At 59.3% G+C, this 18,338-nt stretch carries 15 protein-coding genes, 2 other RNA genes and 2 pseudogenes; 6 read left to right on the top strand and 13 right to left on the bottom strand.

All coding sequences use genetic code 11. The features are described from left to right. Positions 1-6: 6 nt before the first annotated feature. Both J5I97_RS00095 and J5I97_RS00090 read left to right on the top strand, forming a co-directional pair. Entirely contained in the window at positions 7-774 is a 768-nt protein-coding gene (locus J5I97_RS00095; protein ID WP_208588269.1) for a pyridoxine 5'-phosphate synthase, read from the top strand. A 62-nt stretch (positions 775-836) separates the two neighbouring features. Next, positions 837-1,642, top strand: a protein-coding gene (locus J5I97_RS00090; RefSeq protein ID WP_208587302.1) for an IS5 family transposase whose coding sequence is annotated in 2 segments (ribosomal slippage) — positions 837-1,167 and positions 1,167-1,642 — 807 coding nt in all. Because the reading frame shifts where the segments join, the coding sequence is not laid out codon by codon here. Positions 1,643-1,655: 13 nt separating this feature from the next. Here the strand turns inward: J5I97_RS00090 and J5I97_RS00085 are convergent. After that, a non-coding RNA gene (locus J5I97_RS00085) (sX9 sRNA) lies at positions 1,656-1,731 on the bottom strand. Between the two features lie 223 nt (positions 1,732-1,954). Between J5I97_RS00085 and J5I97_RS00080 the strand changes: the two are divergent. Together J5I97_RS00080 and J5I97_RS00075 are read left to right on the top strand one after the other, a co-directional pair. Continuing rightward, positions 1,955-2,913, top strand: a pseudogene (locus tag J5I97_RS00080) (transposase); the annotation flags it as partial. Positions 2,914-3,456: 543 nt separating this feature from the next. After that, entirely contained in the window at positions 3,457-4,080 is a 624-nt protein-coding gene (locus tag J5I97_RS00075; RefSeq protein WP_208588268.1) for a DUF5765 domain-containing protein, read from the top strand. A gap of 489 nt (positions 4,081-4,569) precedes the next feature. On the opposite strand, the gene J5I97_RS00070 is transcribed toward J5I97_RS00075, so the two are convergent. The 9 genes from J5I97_RS00070 to recF all read right to left on the bottom strand — a co-directional run bounded on the left by J5I97_RS00070 (position 4,570) and on the right by recF (position 14,038). Beyond that, on the bottom strand, positions 4,570-4,980 hold the full coding sequence (locus tag J5I97_RS00070) for an ExbD/TolR family protein (protein ID WP_002805932.1): 411 nt from the start codon (positions 4,978-4,980) through the stop codon (positions 4,570-4,572). Positions 4,981-4,983: 3 nt separating this feature from the next. Continuing rightward, complete coding sequence (locus tag J5I97_RS00065; protein WP_011035268.1) at positions 4,984-5,406, bottom strand: ExbD/TolR family protein; 423 nt, start codon at positions 5,404-5,406, stop codon at positions 4,984-4,986. A 47-nt stretch (positions 5,407-5,453) separates the two neighbouring features. Further along, entirely contained in the window at positions 5,454-6,215 is a 762-nt protein-coding gene (gene exbB, locus J5I97_RS00060) for a TonB-system energizer ExbB (RefSeq protein WP_208588267.1), read from the bottom strand. 86 nt (positions 6,216-6,301) lie between these two features. Beyond that, positions 6,302-6,973 carry an energy transducer TonB gene (locus J5I97_RS00055; protein WP_429002588.1) on the bottom strand — a complete coding sequence of 224 codons (672 nt, stop codon included), beginning with the start codon at positions 6,971-6,973 and terminating at the stop codon, positions 6,302-6,304. 152 nt (positions 6,974-7,125) lie between these two features. Then, positions 7,126-8,322: a tetratricopeptide repeat protein gene (locus tag J5I97_RS00050; RefSeq protein WP_208588266.1), complete on the bottom strand. Its 1,197-nt coding sequence runs from the start codon at positions 8,320-8,322 to the stop codon at positions 7,126-7,128. A gap of 273 nt (positions 8,323-8,595) precedes the next feature. Beyond that, positions 8,596-9,402, bottom strand: a complete 807-nt coding sequence (locus tag J5I97_RS00045) for a M48 family metallopeptidase (protein ID WP_208588265.1) — start codon at positions 9,400-9,402, stop codon at positions 8,596-8,598. A 62-nt stretch (positions 9,403-9,464) separates the two neighbouring features. Next, positions 9,465-10,301, bottom strand: a complete 837-nt coding sequence (locus tag J5I97_RS00040; RefSeq protein ID WP_208588264.1) for a CPBP family intramembrane glutamic endopeptidase — start codon at positions 10,299-10,301, stop codon at positions 9,465-9,467. Positions 10,302-10,372: 71 nt separating this feature from the next. Continuing rightward, on the bottom strand, positions 10,373-12,817 hold the full coding sequence (gene gyrB / locus J5I97_RS00035) for a DNA topoisomerase (ATP-hydrolyzing) subunit B (RefSeq protein WP_208588263.1): 2,445 nt from the start codon (positions 12,815-12,817) through the stop codon (positions 10,373-10,375). 114 nt (positions 12,818-12,931) lie between these two features. After that, on the bottom strand, positions 12,932-14,038 hold the full coding sequence (recF, locus tag J5I97_RS00030; protein WP_208588262.1) for a DNA replication/repair protein RecF: 1,107 nt from the start codon (positions 14,036-14,038) through the stop codon (positions 12,932-12,934). Between the two features lie 766 nt (positions 14,039-14,804). On the opposite strand from recF, the gene J5I97_RS00025 reads away from it, so the two are divergent. Continuing rightward, positions 14,805-14,957, top strand: coding sequence for a hypothetical protein (locus tag J5I97_RS00025; RefSeq protein WP_208591851.1), 153 nt, complete (start codon positions 14,805-14,807; stop codon positions 14,955-14,957). Beyond that, positions 14,914-15,443: pseudogene (locus J5I97_RS00020) on the top strand (transposase); the annotation flags it as partial. The gene J5I97_RS00025 and the pseudogene J5I97_RS00020, both read left to right, overlap by 44 nt. A 51-nt stretch (positions 15,444-15,494) precedes the next feature. Here J5I97_RS00020 and J5I97_RS00015 read toward each other — a convergent pair. The 3 genes from J5I97_RS00015 to dnaA all read right to left on the bottom strand — a co-directional run bounded on the left by J5I97_RS00015 (position 15,495) and on the right by dnaA (position 18,338). Beyond that, positions 15,495-15,570: non-coding RNA, sX9 sRNA (locus J5I97_RS00015), on the bottom strand. Positions 15,571-15,631: 61 nt separating this feature from the next. Beyond that, the gene (gene dnaN / locus J5I97_RS00010) at positions 15,632-16,732 is read right to left on the bottom strand and encodes a DNA polymerase III subunit beta (RefSeq protein WP_208588261.1); all 1,101 of its coding nucleotides are present in this window, start codon (positions 16,730-16,732) and stop codon (positions 15,632-15,634) included. A gap of 277 nt (positions 16,733-17,009) precedes the next feature. Then, positions 17,010-18,338 carry a chromosomal replication initiator protein DnaA gene (dnaA, locus tag J5I97_RS00005; RefSeq protein WP_208588260.1) on the bottom strand — a complete coding sequence of 443 codons (1,329 nt, stop codon included), beginning with the start codon at positions 18,336-18,338 and terminating at the stop codon, positions 17,010-17,012.

The raw sequence follows: 18,338 nt of genomic DNA, 5'->3' as shown, positions 1-18,338 counted from the left end.
GACATCGTGACGACCCGGCTCAGCGTCAACGTCAACAAGATCGCTGCGCTGCGCAATTCGCGCGGTGGACACGATCCGGATGTGGTGCACGCCGCACGCACCTGCATCGCCGCTGGCGCGCACGGCATCACCGTGCATCCACGCCCGGACCAGCGGCATATTCGCGCCGACGACGTGCTGGCGCTGAGTGCACTGACGCGCGCGCACTCAGTCGAATTCAATATCGAGGGCAACCCGTTCGCGCCGCCGCGCGATGGCTATCCGGGATTGCTGGAACTGTGCCGCGCCACGCGTCCGGAACAGGTTACGCTGGTGCCCGATGACGATGGGCAACTCACCTCGGATCACGGCTTCGATTTTGCGCAGAACACCGCGCCGCTCGGCGATTTGATCGCTGCGTTCAAGACACTTGGCAGCCGCGTCAGCCTGTTCGTCGACGCCAGCAATCCCGACGTAGCTCGGGCAGCCGCACTTGGTGCAGATCGCATCGAATTATACACCGGCCCGTATGCGCAGGCGCATGCAAACGGGCAGCCGGATGCCGCATTCCGGTTGTTTGCCGATGCTGCGCGAGGCGCCAGTGATGCAAGCCTGGGCATCAATGCCGGGCATGATTTGTCGCAGACCAACCTGGGCGATTTTCTGGCCGCTGTCCCAGGCGTACTGGAAGTGTCGATCGGCCACGCATTGACCAGCGAGGCGTTGTATCGAGGACTTGATGCGACGGTGCGTGCGTATTTGCAGATACTGCGAAGCGCGTCAATTAAGGTTTGAGATATTTAGAGCGTCTAACAAAACCCCTTGAATCTTGTCTCGCCGGTGGCAAAATTGCGGACATGACACGTCGCAAAGAGATCCCCATTGCGCTGTGGAAGCGCATCGAGCCGCTGATTCCCCAAGTGAAGCGTTCGCCCAAAGGTGGACGGCCGCGTATCAGTGATCAGCAAGCCCTCAACGGCATCGTCTATGTCCTGCGCACGGGCGTGCCATGGGAAGACCTGCCTATGGAGCTGGGCTATGGCAGCGGCATGACCTGCTGGCGCCGGTTGCGTGATTGGCAAGCCGCCGGTGTGTGGCATCGTCTGCATCAGGTGTTGCTGACCGAGCTGCGTCGCGCCCAGAGGCTGGATCTGAGCCGAGCCAGTCTGGACGCCGCCAGTGTGGCCTCCCCCCGGGGGGCGCCTACACCGGGCCAAACCCGACCGATCGCGGCAAACTCGGCAGCAAACGGCATCTGATCGTGGACCGCAACGGCGTGCCCTTGGCAGTGTGCGTCACCGGCGCCAATCGGCACGACTCGGTCGTGTTCGAGGAGTTGATCGACGCCTTGCCGCCAATTGGTGGCAAACCAGGGCGCCCGCGACGTTGGCCAGACAAATTGCACGCCGACAAGGCTTACGACATCGACCGCTGTCGCGCCTTCCTCAAGCAGCGCGGCATCATTGCGCGGATCGCACGCAAGGGGATCGCGCGCAACGACCGGTTGGGCCGTCATCGCTGGGTCGTCGAGCGCACGCATGCCTGGTTCGCAGGCCTGGGCAAACTGCGCATCCGCTTTGAACGCCGCATCGATCTCCACTTGGCGTTGCTCTCGCTTGCATGCTCCATCATCTGCTTACGGCTTCTTCCTGGGTTTTGTTAGCCGCTCTTAGAGCGGCTAACAAAACGTAGCGAGCAGCCGCCAGGTGGATGCGGACGGCGCGCAGGGACCGGAGTGTACGCGTGGTACATGCCGATTCCGAGCACTGGCCGCGCCCGCCTGGCGGTAAGCGCAGTCGTTTTGTTAGCCGCTCTTAGTCGCATAAGGCAAGATCGACCTTGCGTCATCCACTATTTAGTCGCCCCTGAAAAACCCCAATCACCCAACGACCGCAAGGCCTTGATGTCTGCACCGGCGTGCCAGAACTACCAGTTTTCGCGACGCTGAGGGCTGGTTTTTTTGCAATTTCCGTCCATGCGTACACGCCGTCCTGCTGCCGAAGACAGACCCGCCGACGAATTGTTTCGTTCGCGCCTGGAGAACCAGATCGATCTGCGTCATCCGTTGGTGTAATTGAGCCACCGCATGCCGTGGGCGGCGTTGGAGCAGACGCTTTTGCCACATTTTCCGGCCACGCCAGCCGGTGGCGGTCGTCCCGCGCTGCCGGCGCGGCTGATCGCCGGCCTGCTGTACCTCAAACACGCCGACGACCTGTCCGATGAAGCGGTGTGCGAGCGCTGGCTGGAAAATCCGTATTGGCAGTTCTTCACTGGCGAAGTCGTGTTCCAGACGCGCTTGCCGTGCGATCCCAGCTCGCTGACGCGCTGGCGGCAGCGCCTGGGTCATGCAGCGCGTGCTGCGACGTCAACGCACGGTGTTGGGGCGGATGTTGCGCGACATGCAGCGCAAGCTGGACCAGGTGGAACCCGGCGTGCGCGAGCGCATCGCGGTCTGGCTGGAACGTGCGCAACGGCTGTACACGTAGCGTCCGAAGGACAAACAAAAACTGTACGCATTGCATGCCCCGGAAGTGGAATGCATCGGCAAGGGCAAGGCGCGTCAAGCGTACGCATTCGGCGTCAAGGTCGGCATTGCGGTCACCGCCTGCAAGGGATTGGTCGTGGGCGCGCGCAGTTTTCCTGGCAACCCGTACGATGGCGACACCTTGGCCGAACAGCTGGAGCAGACACGCGGGTTGCTGCAGGATGTGCGCGTAGAACCGACGGTGGCGATCGTGGACCTGGGCGATCGCGGGCGCGAAGTCGATGGCGTGCAGGTCCTGCATCGCGGCAAGGCCAAGACGCTGACGCGACGGCAATGGCGCTGGATCAAGCGACGACAGGCGGTGGAGCCGGTGATCGAACATCTGAAGAAGACTGCAGGCTGAAAGGCGCCACGGCAATGTGCTGCACATGCTCAGTTCTGCGGCGGGCTAAAACCCGTGTTTGCCAGTACCTGAATCGCATTTTTCCACAAATGGATCCGGGCAATGACAAGAGCCAATTGCGACTGTCAGCTGCGGCGCCTGCTATCTAAGGGGGATTTTCAGGGCCGACTTAGATCGGCTAACAAATCTACTGCGCTCCACCGCCAGGCGGGCGCGGCCAGTTCTCGGAATCGGCATTAACTACTCTTAAACTGCGGTTGCTGTGCGCCGTCCTTACTGATCTCAACACTGCTCGCCACGCTCTGTTAGCGGCTCTAAGCAACGTGATGGCTCGGCCACTGCCGCGAATCAGCAACGATAGCCTTGGAAGGCTCGCTTTTGGCGTGATAGTTTCCGAAAATAAAACTTGAATCCTTGCCACTTCACATATTCTGAAGGTTACCTTCTAACTACCTAACATTCATTATTTATGTGCTGGAATGGACAAGCTTCCACGGCGGTAGCTGCTTGCGGCCTCTTAGGATGCGCATACTCGGCCTACAAAAAAGAACCGTTCGAATTGTGGGGATGCCTTGCATTCTTTTCGCTAATGGAAATCCTACAGGCTTTCACCTACACCGTAATCAACTCCTGCAGCAACCCGATGAACCAGGTCGCCACGTTACTCGGGTTCCTTCATATCGCAATACAGCCTTTTTTCATAAATGCGATATCACTTTATTTTATCCCAGAAGCGGCGAAAAATAAGGTGAAGAATTATGCGTATTTCGCTTGCTTCATCTGTCTCATCCTGATGATCCTCAAAATCTACCCCTTCGAATGGGCAAGTCACGTGCCCAAAGGAACGGCTCTCTGCTCTGATCGCCTTTGTTCGGTCAGTGGAAACTGGCATATAGCCTGGGAGCTACCCGTCAACGACCTCCTCAGCGTTACCATCTTTGGCTTCAAGGTCGTCTGGGCACCCTATATCTTCGCCGCCTTCATCGTTCCGCTAGCTTACGGTTCATGGAGGTTTACGATTTTCCATCTTTTGTTGGGTCCAATTCTGGCTAGGCTGACCACGGACAACCCGAATGAATTCCCGGCCGTCTGGTGCTTGCTTTCGATCGGATTTCTTTTGCTAGTGATCAAGACGCCGGTACGCAGCTGGCTTTTCGTTAAGACTGTCTGGTGGAGAAGAGTGTCGGCATCTCAAGAAAAGGGGTCTATTTGAATGCGGCGAGAGGATTAAGGGTTCTCGCTCTAAGGCACCTTTAATACTCGACCAAGGCGCGCTCGCAAGTCATTGATGCGTATCGCGCGCAATTTACCGAAGTCGAAGTTTTTAAAGGTGTCCTTGTTTTGTTCGCGGCTAGGAAGCCGTGCTCCATCCATCTCGCATCGTACGGCTGTCACTGCTGGCGATTCGTACTTGAGAGGAATGTTTCAGGGACGACAAACTAAACCATTGTGCTCGACGTCCAACAACGTCACACATCTCCAAACTCGATGACAACCTGCGTGCGAATCGGCGCGCAGGTATCTCGACGTATCGATATAGCCACCAAAAAGACTCAACGTAGGCGATGCAGCAAATGCTGAGTCTGCCCACCTCATACCAGTGACGGACAACGGCCATGTTCGATCGACCATAAAAAAACGCCACCGTTTCCGCTGGCGTTGCAGTCGTTTCATGACTGTTATATTACGATCTTGCGATGTCTTACTGCATGAAGCCGATTTTCTTCATCTGTGAGTTTTTCGCCGCGGCGAGGACCTTGGCCATCACCTCATACTCCGCATCTTCATTGGCGTCGATGCGCAGTTCCGGCTGATTGGTCGGATCAGCCTGAACCACTTCTTCCATCTTCTGTTGCAACTGCGCGACCGGAGTCGGGCTATTGTTCCAGAACACCTGGTTGCTGGCGTCGATACGCAACTCGATCGGCGGCGGCGGTTCGGTCGTCTGCGGTGGCGGATTGAGCACCCGCTGCGGCAGATCCACGGCAATCGGGTACGTCATGATCGGCGCAGTTACGATGAAGATGATCAGCAGCACCAACATCACGTCCACGAGGGGCGTGACGTTGATGTCGGCCATTGGGCCTCGGTTTCCACTGGTACTGAATGCCATGACTTACTGCCCCTTCTCTTTGGTTGCAACGAAGCCGACGTCCAGCATGCCCTGACCCTGCGCGATCTTGGTGATCTCGTTGATCGTACGCATCTTGGTCGTGCGGTCGCCGCGCAAATTGAGCGGCGGTTGCGGAGTCTGCTGTGCTGCGGTGGACAGGCGTGATTCCAGGGCTTCCTTGGAAATCGGCTCGTCGTTCCAATACAGCGACCCGTCTTCCTTGACGGCTAGAGTGATCGGTGCGGCGCGTTTTTCCGCATCTTCCTTCTGGATCAAGTTGGCCTCTGGCAGCTCCACCTTGACCTTATGGGACATCAGCGGCGCCGTAATGATGAATATGATCAGCAGCACCAACATCACGTCCACGAGGGGCGTCACATTGATGTCGGCCATCGGGCCGCCGCTGTTTCCACTACTGAAGGCCATAACGGGCTCCGTCTAAATCGTTGCGAAGGAGTTCTTTAACGACCGGATTAGCGGACGCGCGAACCGGTGGCGAAGAAGTCATGCAGGTCATGGGCAAAGGTGTCGAACTTGGCGATCACCGAGCTGTTGACCTTGGAGAAGAAGTTGAACGCGAACACCGCCGGGATAGCGACGAACAGGCCGATCGCGGTCATGATCAGCGCTTCGCCCACAGGGCCGGCAACGGCGTCGATGGAGGCCGAACCGGTTGCACCGATCTTGATCAGCGCGCCATAGATGCCCCACACGGTACCCAGCAGACCGACGAACGGTGCGGTCGCACCGACGGTGGCGAGCAGGGTCATGCCGGACTGCAGCTTGGTGCTTTCGCGGGTCACGGCCTGACGCAGGGCGCGATCGACAAACTCCGAGCGGCTCAGGCTCTCGCCCAGCGCGCCGGTGCTGCCTTCGGCGCGCTGGTGGTGAGCAGCAGCCTGGGCTGCGTCCAGCGCGATCTTCGAGAACGGCTCGGAAGCCGACTGCGCTTCCATGGCGCGGATGGCGTCCTGTGCGTTCGGGGCATCCCAGAACGCGGTGGTGACGCGGTCAGCCGCACTCTTCAGACGGGTGGCGCGGAAGATGTTGATGACCGTCCAGTACCAGGAAGAAGCGGACATAGCGATCAGGGTGATCAGAACGACCCAGGACACGGCGAAATCGCCGGGGTTGGAGGTCATCTCGGTGATCAAGTGCTCGAAGCCCATCTGCGACAGAGCGGCCGACGGATTGGAGCCCCCTGCAGCGGCGGCGATAAAGAATTCCTGCGGCATGACGCTTACCTTTAGTTGTGTGTGGTGATGAAGGGTGGAGCGAAAGGAAGACAGGATCCTGGGCCGACCGTAGCCGGCCCGTGGGATCAGTTCAGGGCAAAGTTGACCGGGACACGAACACGTCCGGCAGATTTCTGCCCGTTAACAATCGAAGCGTTGAATTTCCACTTGCGTGCTGCATCCATCGCGGCACGGTCAAGGTCGCGGTTGCGGCTGGACTTTTCGACCGACACATTGGTCACGTTGCCGCTGGCATCAACATCCACGATCAAGACGACCTCACCTTGTATGCCGGCACGGAATGCAGCCGGCGGGTACTTCGGCGGGTTCATGTTCTTGGACGAAATATCGACACTGGCGCCAATGTCACTTGGCGGCTGCGGCTGAGACGGTGGGCTCGGCGGCGTGACGATATCGCTAGGACGCGGTTCGGGAACATCGACCACCGGAGCTTCCGGCGGCGGCGGAACCGGTGAGGGCTTCGGCGGCGACAGATTCTTGACCGGCGGCGGAGGCTTGTCTTCCGGCGGCGGCGGGGGCGGCGGGGGAGGTGGTGGTGGTGGTGCATCCACCAAAGTGACTGTGGTGGTGCGCTCTTTCTCTGCCGGAGCCTTTGGAGCCACTGCAGGGATCAGCAACATCATCAATGCAGTGAGGTGCAAGGCAATTACGAAGGCAATGCCGATAATGCGGGCCCAGCTCAGACCCTGGTTCCCGGCATCATAGTCATGCCTGTGGATAACGAGTTGTTCCGTCATGCGCCAATGGCTCTTTCAGTAGGGGCCCGGATCACTGTAATGATCCCCAGGTTTTCGGACGGCTTTGACGCCGCAGGAACTCCCAAGCTTATACCAATCCCGAGTGCTGTCACCACTAAAAATACATGGACTTCGGGGGTTTATTTTCTTTTTTACTTCAAGTTAATGATCTTCTTTGCGTCATCAGGTTTTTTGACTCCCTTGGCGATCGCCTGCTGCGCGGCCTGCCTGGCCTCCGGGATGCGACCTTCCGAATGCAGCACCTTGGCCAGATTCAAATAGGTCTCGCCGTCCTTGGAAAGCGGTGCGGCTTTTTGCCAGTTCTCGATCGCCTTCGGCACATCCTCGCTGTAGTAGTAGGACTGCGCCAACGCGAGATATGTCTGATAATCAGGCTTTAGGATGCCTTTTTGCATACCTTCATTGATAACAGCGATGACGTCCTTTTCTTTTTTCTCGGTGTTGGCGTAGATGGAATACAGCTGCTTGTATTCCTTTTCTTCGGTCAACTGCCCGGCGGCACGCAGCTTATCCATCACCGCAGCGGCCTTGTCCATCTGATCGGCCTGCATATACATACTGGCCAGGTTGAGCTGCGCCTTCTTGTCGCCCGGGCTTTTGACGGCGAGCGCCTCGGCAGCGGCGACGGCTTCACCGGTCTGACCGGCTTCGGCGTAGGACGACATCAGCAACTGGTTCCAGGCGTCCTTCGGCTCGGGCGAGGCGGCGATGGCTTGCTTCAACACCGGAATCGCTTCCTTGTAGCGCTCGACCTGATACAGCGCTTGGCCCTTGAGAATCAGATCTTCCGGACGCTGCGACTTGCTCTCATCCAGATATTTGTCCAACGTGACCAAACCCTCAGCCTGCTGGTTATCCTGCAACTGCAACTGGGCCAGCATCAGCATCGACTGGAACTGGCCGTTGTTGTCCAGCGTATTCAGGCTGATCGCCTGCTGCAGGTACTTTTTGGCAGCGGCGACGTCGTCCAGATTGTAGGCCGCTTGCGCAGCGAGCTGGGCGGCGAGCGCCTTGTCGGCTTCATTGGCAGCACTGTTGGCCAGGATCTCATCGGCCTGGGTACGCACGCCTGGATAGTCTTCGCCCTTGTTGAAGGTTTCGATCAGCTTCTGCAGCTTACTGCTCAGCTTGGACGAGGGCTTGATGGTCGGTGCTGCGCGCGTGGACTGCGGGTATAGCTCTTCGGCCTTGCCGCTGTTCTTGGACTTGCGGCTGGCACGCTCGGACGAGCGGTCGGACTGGGCGACCGCGTCGGCAACCACAGCCCCGCCCAGGGAGGCGGCGATGAACAAGGACAACAGGGCTTGCTTGCGGTTGAGCAGTTTCATGTTTTACCTCGGACGAGCCGCCGTCAGGCGGTACGAAAAGCGGAATAGACGCTGTACGAAAAATCTCAGCCGGCAAACGTAGCAGAAAGTCTCACTTCCCGAAAACGGTTTCCATGCGGTATTGCGACAATCAGTACGTGAGACGAAGTCTTAGAGCAGCTAACAACAGATGCGGGGTTGATGCGCTCGGGACCGAAGTGTACTTGGCCACTGGTCGATTCAGGGCATCACCAGCGCCCGGCAGATGGGAGACATAACGTTTTGTTAGTCACTCTAGCCACAATGCGGCCCATGGCCGTCCTGTAGCGCCTGCTGGTAGACCGGTTCGAGCTGATTGACGTCGGCCTGCAGTTCGCGAATCCGGTTGGCGGGGGCGGGGTGGGTGGACAGCCACTGCGGCTGACGGTTGCCACTGGCAGACATCATGTTCTGCCACAACGTCACTGCCTGGGCAGGATCGAAGCCTGCCTGGGCCATCAAACGCTGACCGACCACATCGGCCTCGCTCTCTTGCGTGCGCGAGCCGGGTAGCAAAAACACTGTCTGGGCGGTCATACTGCCGACCTGATTGACCGCGCTAGCGGCTCCATCTCCATAGGCCGCACCGGCCAGAGCGCCGATGATGTCCAGGCCGGCCTGTGCGCCGAGCTGACGGGTGATGCGTTCTTCATGGTGGCGCGAAATCACATGCCCGATCTCGTGTCCAAGCACGGCGGCCAACTGATCCTGGGTCTTGGCAACGGTGAAAATGCCGGTGTTTACGCCCACCTTGCCGCCGGGCAGAGCAAATGCATTGGCTTCGTCATCCACGAACAGCGCCGTTTCCCAGCGGGTTTGGCGCCATTGCGGCTGCAACTGCGCAACCAGCGCGTTGACCACGCATTGCACATAGGCATTTTGCCTGCCGTCGGTACTGACTTTTTCTTTGGCCTTGGTCTGCGCAAACGACTGCGCGCCGAGCTGGTCGAGCTGTTGTTGCGACACGCCTCCCACCACCTGTCGGCGGCCGGTTGGCGAAGTGGTGGTGGCACATGCCGTCAAGGCAAGGAGGGCAATAACGATCAACAGCCTAGCTTTCATTCGATCCCCCTAGAATCCTAGGGCCATTTTGGCAGGCTCGGCTTAACTTTTCGTCAAGCGGCTCAGGCGAGCCCAAAAAAATAAAGCGCCACCAAAGCGGTGGCGTTGTTGATACCGTGTGCGGCGATGGGTGCCCACAGTGTGCCAGTGCGCCAATACAGCCACGCAAACGCCGCGCCAATGCTGCCGTAGACCAACCATAGTTGCGCGATGGCGGCCGGGCCGTTGCCGCTGATGCCAGGTACTTCGTGCACCAGGGCAAAGATCGCGCTGCTCAGCGCAATACCCAGCCATGGGCGACCGGCGCTGAGCAGGCGTCCGAACAACACGCGTCGGAACAGCAGTTCTTCGTAAGACGGGGCGATCACCACCGCAAACAACACCAATGCCACCGGCCATTGTTTGATGGCTTCTTCCATCAATGGCAGATTGGTCGGCGCCGGCTTGATGCCCAGGGCCGAAGCGGTGGCGCTGACCAGGTTGCTGAGCAGAAACACAGCCGCGGCGATCAGGCCGGTCCAGCCCCAGGTAGATGCGCGCCTTGTGGCGGCCCGCGAGGCAGCATGTTCTACGGGTGTCGCGCGGCGACGCCAGTAGTACAGCAGCACCGCCGGTGTGGCCGTGCTAACCGACGCGCTGAGCAATTGCACCGCCACGCCGGGCTGGCCGATGGCGGCCATGATCTCGGCCGAGGAGAGCGTCAAGCCATGCGCTTTGGCCGCTTGCACGTGGCTGAAGCCACGCACCGCGCCCCATAGCGCAAAACCGGCCACGCTGAGCGTCAGCAGCAGGCCGGTGGCGATCAGTACGTCGATGCTGAAGCCGACAAGCACGGGCAGCAGCGGAAGCTTGCCGGAAGCGGTATGCGGTGCCGGAAGCGGTGGGAAATGTGTGCTCATCATCGTCCTGCGTACACCTCGCCCGCCCGCCAGCGCATCGCCTTAGCGACGCAACGACGGGCGAGAGCGGCTCAGATATCCAGGTTGGACACCTTCAGCGCGTTGTCCTCGATGAATTCGCGGCGTGGTTCGACCACATCGCCCATCAAGGTACTGAAGATCTGATCGGCGGCCACGGCGTCCTCGATGCGCACCTGCAACAGGCGACGCGTGTCGGGGTTGACCGTAGTTTCCCACAACTGCTCGGCGTTCATTTCGCCCAGGCCCTTGAAGCGCTGCACCTGGCGGCCCTTCTTGGCCTCTTCCAGTAGCCAGGCATGTGCCTGCGCAAAACTGGTGATCGGGTGGGTCTTGTTGCCACGCACGATCTGCGCACCTTCGCGGATCAGGTCATGCAAGGCCAGCGAGACGTCGCGCAATGGACGTAGCTCGCCGCTTTCGAACACGCCCATTGGCAACACCTGAGTGAATTCTTCGCCCATGTGCTGGCGGATGGCGACCAGCGTCGCTGCGGTGTTCTCCGTGGCCGGGTCGAAACGCAGCTGGTAGCGCGCGGTGCCGAGGGTGCCGCGGTTGAGTACCGCCTGCAGCGCATCCAGGGTCGGATGCTGGTCGCCTTCGACCTGCAGCCTCTCCACATCCAGCGGCGGGAGGTCGATCAAGGCGGTCAGCAGGGCGGGGTCGTAGCGGTGCGCGTTGCGTGCGATCGCCTCGTTGGCGCTGGTGAAAAGCATTAGCAGCTTTTCCAGTGCTTCGCCGGTGATCGGCGGCTCGCCGGTGGCGGGGATGAGCGCCGCACCTTCGACTGCGTTGCTGGCCAGATAGGCATTGAGTGCCGCGTCATCTTTCAGATACAGCTCGCTCTTGCCCTGCTTGAGCTTGTACAGCGGCGGCAGGCCGATGTAGATGTAGCCGCGCTCGATCAGCTCCGGCATCTGACGATAGAAGAACGTCAGCAGTAGAGTGCGGATGTGCGAGCCGTCGACGTCTGCATCGGTCATCAGGATGATGCGGTGGTAGCGCAGCTTGTCCGGGTTGTACTCGTCGCGGCCGATGCCGGTGCCGAGCGCGGTGATCAGCGTACCGACCTGATCGGAGGCGAGCATGCGGTCGAAACGCGCGCGTTCGACATTGAGGATCTTGCCGCGCAGCGGCAACACCGCCTGATTTTTGCGGTTACGGCCCTGCTTGGCAGAGCCACCTGCCGAGTCACCCTCGACGATAAATAATTCCGACAACGCCGGGTCTTTTTCTTGGCAGTCGGCCAGTTTGCCGGGCAGGCCGGCGATGTCCAGCGCGCCCTTGCGGCGGGTCAGATCGCGCGCCTTGCGGGCGGCTTCGCGCGCACGCGCGGCATCGACGATCTTGCCGGTGATGGCCTTGGCTTCGTTCGGGTTTTCCTGCAGGAACTCCTGCAGGCGCGCACCGAAGGCGTTTTCCACCGCCGGACGCACATCCGAGCTGACCAGCTTTTCCTTGGTCTGCGAGGAAAAGCTGGGGTCGGGCACCTTCACCGAGAGCACCGCAATCATGCCCTCGCGCATGTCGTCGCCGGTGAGGGCGACCTTGGCCTGCTTGGCGATGCCGTTCTGTTCGATGTAGTTGCTGAGCACGCGCGTCAGCGCCGCGCGGAAGCCGGCCAAGTGAGTGCCGCCATCCTTCTGCGGGATGTTGTTGGTGAAGCAATACATGGTTTCCTGGTAGGCATCGGTCCATTGCAGGGCGACATCCACCACGATGCCATTGTGCTCACCAGTCACCGAGATCACGTTCGGATGCAGCGGCGACTTCAGCTGCGCCAGATGCTCGACGAAACTACGGATGCCGCCTTCGTAGTGGAAATCGTCGCGACGGCCTTCGCCGCGCTCGTCGATCAGCGCGATCTTGACGCCCGAATTGAGGAAAGACAGTTCGCGTAGGCGGCGCGCCAGGATCTCGTAGTGGAACTCGACATCGCTGAAGATGGCCACGGCCGGCTTGAAGCGTAGCGTGGTACCACGCTTGGTCGAGGCTTCCAACTGCTTGAGCGGGTACTGCGGCTCGCCCAGCGCGTATTCCTGCTGGTAATGGAAACCGTCGCGCCAGATGTCCAGCCACAGGTGCTCGGACAGCGCATTGACCACCGACACGCCCACGCCGTGCAGACCGCCGGATACCTTGTAGCTGTTGTCGTCGAACTTGCCGCCGGCATGCAACACGGTAAGGATCACCTCCGCCGCCGAGACGCCCTCTTCCTTGTGGATGTCGACCGGTACGCCACGCCCGTTGTCGGACACCACCACTGAGCCATCGACCAAGATTTTCACGACGATGTCGTCGGCGTGGCCGGCCAGGGCTTCATCGACTGAGTTGTCGACTACCTCGAACACCATGTGATGCAGGCCGGTACCGTCATGGACGTCGCCGATGTACATGCCGGGGCGCTTGCGGACCGCTTCCAGGCCACGCAGCACGGTGATCTTGCTGGAGTCGTAAGTGCCGTTGGGTGTTGCAGGGGTGTTTCGTTCGTCGGTCATGCGCGTGCCGTTGGCTCCACAACACGGGCGCAAACGGCAGGAGCCGCTTCGCACCGTTGGAAAAGGGGGATAGCAGACAAATTATACCAGTCGCCCAACACTGGCCGTGCTGGCTCAGTCTGAGGAGGTGTGGATAGTCACTTGCCCGTGTTCCACGTGGAACCGGTGCAGCAATGCGCCTGCATCTGCAAGCCCTGGCGGGATTTCGGTGGCAGTAATCAACACTTGCGCTGGCGCAGAGGCGAGCCGCTGCAGCACGCGCGCTTGGTGGTGCCGATCCAATTCCGAGCCGAGGTCATCTAGCGCGATCACAGGCCATTCGCCGCGTTCATATGCGAAGTCTTCAGCCTGCGCGAGCAAGCAGGCGAGGGCAGTGAGCTTGGCTTGGCCTCGCGATAGTGCGTCCTTGCTAGGCAACACATCAAAAACGGGAACCCAATCGGCGCGGTGCGGCCCCTGCGAAGTATAGCCATTCTGGCGATCGCGCTCCCGCGCCAAAAACAGTGCGTCGGCGAGCGATACGTCGTGGTGCTTCCAACCTGGTGCGAAGCTCAGTGCCGACAAGTTGAGCGAGGGAGCGATGGCGTTTGCCATCGGAATTAGCCGGTCTTGCAGACGCTCTAGGTAACGAATGCGTCGGGAGGTCAGTGTTTCGCCGGATTCAGCAAGCTCATGATCCCAGGCGTCCAGCATGCGCGGCTGCGCGCCCTGCTTCAACAAGACGTTGCGTTGCTTGAGTGCCCGTGCGTAACGCCGCCACAGCGTCAGAAAGTTAGGTTCCACGTGGAACAAGCCCCAGTCAAGGAAGCGCCTACGGGGTTCACCACCACCGTTGATCAGCACATGGCTGCCGGGTTCGAAAGTCAGTACCGCCAATGCCGCGCAGAGTGCGCCTAGTTGCGTAACATCCTGACCATCGAGACGACCGGTCCATTCATGACCGCTGTGGCGCAGACCAGCCCGACGCGACCGTTGCCCCGCTTCCCCGTTCCGCTCGCACCACTCCACGAACACTTCCAGATCGCTTGCGCCTTGCTGGATCAACCCATCGCGTACCCTCCCCCGGAAACTACGCCCGTAAGCCATCACATGCAGGGCTTCAAGCACGCTGGTCTTGCCTGCGCCATTGTCGCCTGTCAGCAGGTTCAAGGAACTGGCGGGGCAAAGCTCGACGGTCTCGAAACGACGAAGTCGATGGATGGACAATCGCACTACGTGCATCGATCGGTCTGCTCTGAAGCTGTAATCCGGCGTACTGGGTGAGGCGGAGGATACGCGATCGGTATGGATCCTGCGCAAACGTACGTGAAGACGCACCAGTATAGGCTGGGGACAACCTGTGGATAATTTCAAGTCTCGCAGATGCGTTTTCGCTTATCCACAGGTTGTCGGACCGAAAACAGGATAATAAACACAGGGTTTCAAGGTGGAAAAAGTTATTAAAAACAATAGGTTAATATTTTTTCGGCAAAATCTTGCCCTACCATCACCACTAAGCTCTTAAGTTATTTCCAGATTTAAAAGCACAACTGGATGTGCATAAGTCAAAAACAGACTTCTCAAAGCGTTAGCAGAGGAAGTCAGCATCTTCGGGACAAGCAGTACCGTTGAGACCGCCTTTGGCTATCATTTAGTACTTGAATTCATGACTGAAAGAGAATGCGCTTATAGCGCAACTGCAGCGACAGCTACTCAATGCAAGAACCAAGGAGACTTTTTCTCAAAATGTGCGGTGATTTGTTTCTTGTGCTGCTAACAGCATTGCGAACCTGAGGCTCACAGCGTTGCACATTCGACTGACGACTTAGCCATGCGTTGCAAGTGCGCTTAGGCGTCAGCAGAGCTAAGCGATCCCCAAGTCACATACTGCAAGGAGATTGCAAATCCCATAGCCGACATGAAAACCCCCGCATAGCGGTATTGCTGTTCACTTAAGCAAATGAGTCACCGAAAATCCGATACCAGACCTCTGGTATCGGATTTTTTTGTGTCCCTTCAACAGCAGCTGTTCGACCTTGGCGACCTGTTCAACTTCTCCAACCTGAGCACTTTTACTGCAGAATATTCCGGTGGAGCCGGTGCACGAGCTCGCACCCAGAAAACGCAATCCAGCGCTTCCCACGCACTGGGACGTGCGTGAAGTGAGCTATCTGCATCAGGGGAAAAGAAAGTCGGTACTGACCTCGCTGCCTGCCACCACTTACAGCGCCAAGTCTGTCGCAACGCTTTACCAGCAGCGATGGGAAATCGAACTGGGTTTGCGCGACATCAAAAGCTCGATGCAGCACAACGCAACGACCTTACGCAGCAAGAAGATCGACTTGGTGTACCAGGAGGTCTGGGGGTTGCTGCTGGCTTACAACATCATTGGACGTGAAGCCGGTCAGGCAGCTGTGGCGTTTGGCACAACGCCTGCGGACATCCGATTCACACCGGTCTGCCAGTACATCGCAGTGCAACTCATCGTGATGGCCGCAGCCAATCCGGCTTCCGCCACAGGAAGACGCCTATCCCAACTTCGCTCAGGCATCGCGAGCCTGTTCCTCGAATGCCTACGCGGCCAAGGACGGTGAAGATCTCGAAGACCCGCTATCCGGTAGATCGAAAGGCTGCTCCGCTTGAGTGAACGGCATTACGCTTCGGCGGGGATTTTGTGTTCCACGTGGAACTTTAAAACGGCTAACAAAACGTAGCGAGCAGTCCTCCGGTGGGAGCGAACGGCGCGGAGGAACTGGAGTGTACGCGTGGTATATGCCGATTCCGAGCACCGGCCGCCTGACGGCGGCGCAGTCGTTTTGTTAGCCGCTCTTAATGTCACAGGCGTAGCGGCATCACCACATGACGCGACTTCTCGCTACTCGCTTCACGCACCAGCGCGGAGGAATTGGCATCGCGAAGCTGGATCACGACGTGCTCATCGCGCAGTGCAGACAATGCGTCGAGCAAGTAATTGACGTTGAAGCCAATCGCTAGGTCGTCAACTCTGGTGTCCGCCTCGATTTCTTCCTGCGCTTCTTCTTGCTCGGGATTATGGGCGCTGATCTTCAACTGACCAGGCGAAACTTCCACGCGCACACCACGGTACTTTTCGTTCGACAGAATTGCGGCACGCTGCAGTGAAGAACGCAGCGCTTCGCGGTCGACCTTGACCTCATGGTCGGCCCCAATCGGAATTACCGTTTCATAATCGGGGAAGCGGCCATCGATTAATTTGGAGGTGAAGGTCACATCGCCACGCTTGACGCGGATATGGCTGCGGCCGACTTCCAACTCGACGTCGCGATCGGTACCTTCCAAAAGCCGTTGCAACTCTGTCACTCCCTTGCGCGGCACGATGATCTGCCGCTTAGCGCCGCCGGCTTTTTCCAGATCCATCTCACACAACGCCAGACGGTGGCCATCAGTGGCAACACAGCGCAACAAGCCGTCGCGCAGGTCGAACAGCAGGCCGTTGAGGTAGTAGCGTACGTCCTGCTGCGCCATCGCAAACGCAGTGCGCTCAATCAGTTCCTTCAAACCAGCTTCCGGCACTACCACACGTTCGGTCGCTTCGACTTCGTCCACTGAAGGGAAATCGGTAGCAGGTAGCGTCGCCAGGGTGAAGCGGCTGCGCCCAGCCTGTACGGTGACCTTGTCACCGCTCTGCGAGATGGTGACGCGGCTGCCGTCGGGCAGGGCCCGTAGGATGTCGAACAACTTGCGTGCCGGAATCGTAGTTTCACCGTCCTGTGCATCTTCCACCATCGTGCGCGAGATCATTTCTACTTCCAGGTCCGTGCCGGTCAACGAGACCTCTCCGTCCTTGACGTGCACCAGCAAGTTGGCCAAAACAGGCAGAGTTTGACGGCGTTCGACCACATTGACCACCTGTGCCAATGGTTTGAGGAAGGCTTCGCGCTGCAGTGTAAAACGCATGTGGTTCCGTGCCCCTAATGCTTTAAAAGAGATGGAATAAATCAAAAGCTTGGTGGTGATGGTAGGGCCGTTTTTAGCGGATAACCACCGTAACTATCTGTTTCCAAAGACATTTCAACGTTTGAAAGCCGTTGGACTAGTCTGCCTGGTCTGGTGGGAAAGCCTGTGGATAGTTTTCAACCCGAACCACTGCGCAACCTTATCCACAGATTCTCCCGCATTTGACCCCAACGTTTCCACGCTTTTCTCCAAGCGGGAGCAGTCGGGTGTCAATTGCCTACTCGCTGAGCTTGCGAATCAGCTTTTCCCAGTCTTCCCGAAGCTTGCCGTCTGCCTCCATCAACGTGCGTATCTGCCTGCAAGCATGCAGCACGGTGGTGTGGTCGCGGCCGGCAAACGCATCGCCTATTTCCGGCAGGCTGTGCTCTGTCAGCTCCTTGGTCAGCGCCATCGCCACCTGGCGCGGGCGCGCCAGCGAGCGCGTGCGCCGCTTGGAGAGCAAATCCTTCATCTGCAGCCCGTAGTAGTCCGCCACGGTCTTCTGGATGTTGGGGATGCCGATCGCCTGTTGCTGGGCGCGAAGTAAGTCGCGCAGCGTCTCCTGGGCGAATTCCACGGTGATCGAGCGGCCGGTGAAGTTGGCGCGCGCCACCAGCGTGTTGAGCGCGCCTTCCAAGTCGCGCACATTGGAACGCATTTTTTTGGCGATCAAAAACGCCACGTCGTCCGGAATCTCTGCGCCGCGTTCGCGGGCCTTGGCCAGCACGATGGCGGCACGGGTCTCGAAATCCGGCGGATCGATCGCCACCGACAGGCCCCAGGCCAGGCGCGACTTCAGTCGCGGCTCCAGGCCCTCGACTTCGCGCGGATACCGGTCGCAGGTCAGGATGATCTGCTGGCGGCTATCGAACAGCGCGTTGAAGGTGTGGAAGAACTCTTCCTGCGTGCGGTCCTTGCCGGCGAAGAACTGGATGTCGTCGATCAGCAACGCATCGATCTGCTGGAACTGGCGCTTGAACTGGTCCATTGCCTTGTCCTGCAGCGCCCGGATCATGGCGCTGAAGAACTGTTCAGAGCGCAGATACATCACCTTGGAGGCCGGATTGGCCCGGCGTAGCGCGTTGCCGGCGGCAAACATCAGGTGGGTCTTGCCCAGGCCTGTGCTGCCGTACAGCAGTAGCGGGTTATGCGCGCGGTCGCCGGGTTTCTGCGCAGCTTGGATCGCGGCGGCCAGACCGAGTTGGTTACTGCGCCCTTCCACGAAGTTGGCGAAGGTGTAGTGCGAATCCAGATTGCCGGCGAACGGCACGATCGGCCCGGCAACCGGCGCACTGGGCGCAGTCATCGGTGCGGGTAACGCATCGGGCGCACGTGGGCGCGAGCCGACCGCCAGCGCCACGTCGCCATTGCCGGCAAAGTACGTCAGCAATTCGCGGATGCGCGCCAGGTAGCGTTCACGGACCTGGTCGACGATGAAGGCGTTCGGGGCGTACAGCACGATGCTGTCGCCGCGGTCTTCGGCTTGCAGGGGTTTCAACCAAGTGTGGACATCTTCGGGCGGAAATTCAGCTTCAAGACGTTCCAGACAGCGGGGCCAAGCATCCAT

Source organism: Xanthomonas fragariae (genome assembly GCF_017603965.1).
Taxonomy (GTDB): domain Bacteria; phylum Pseudomonadota; class Gammaproteobacteria; order Xanthomonadales; family Xanthomonadaceae; genus Xanthomonas; species Xanthomonas fragariae_A.
Note: the sequence above shows the minus strand (reverse complement) of the source record. Positions and strands in the feature narration are given on the sequence as shown.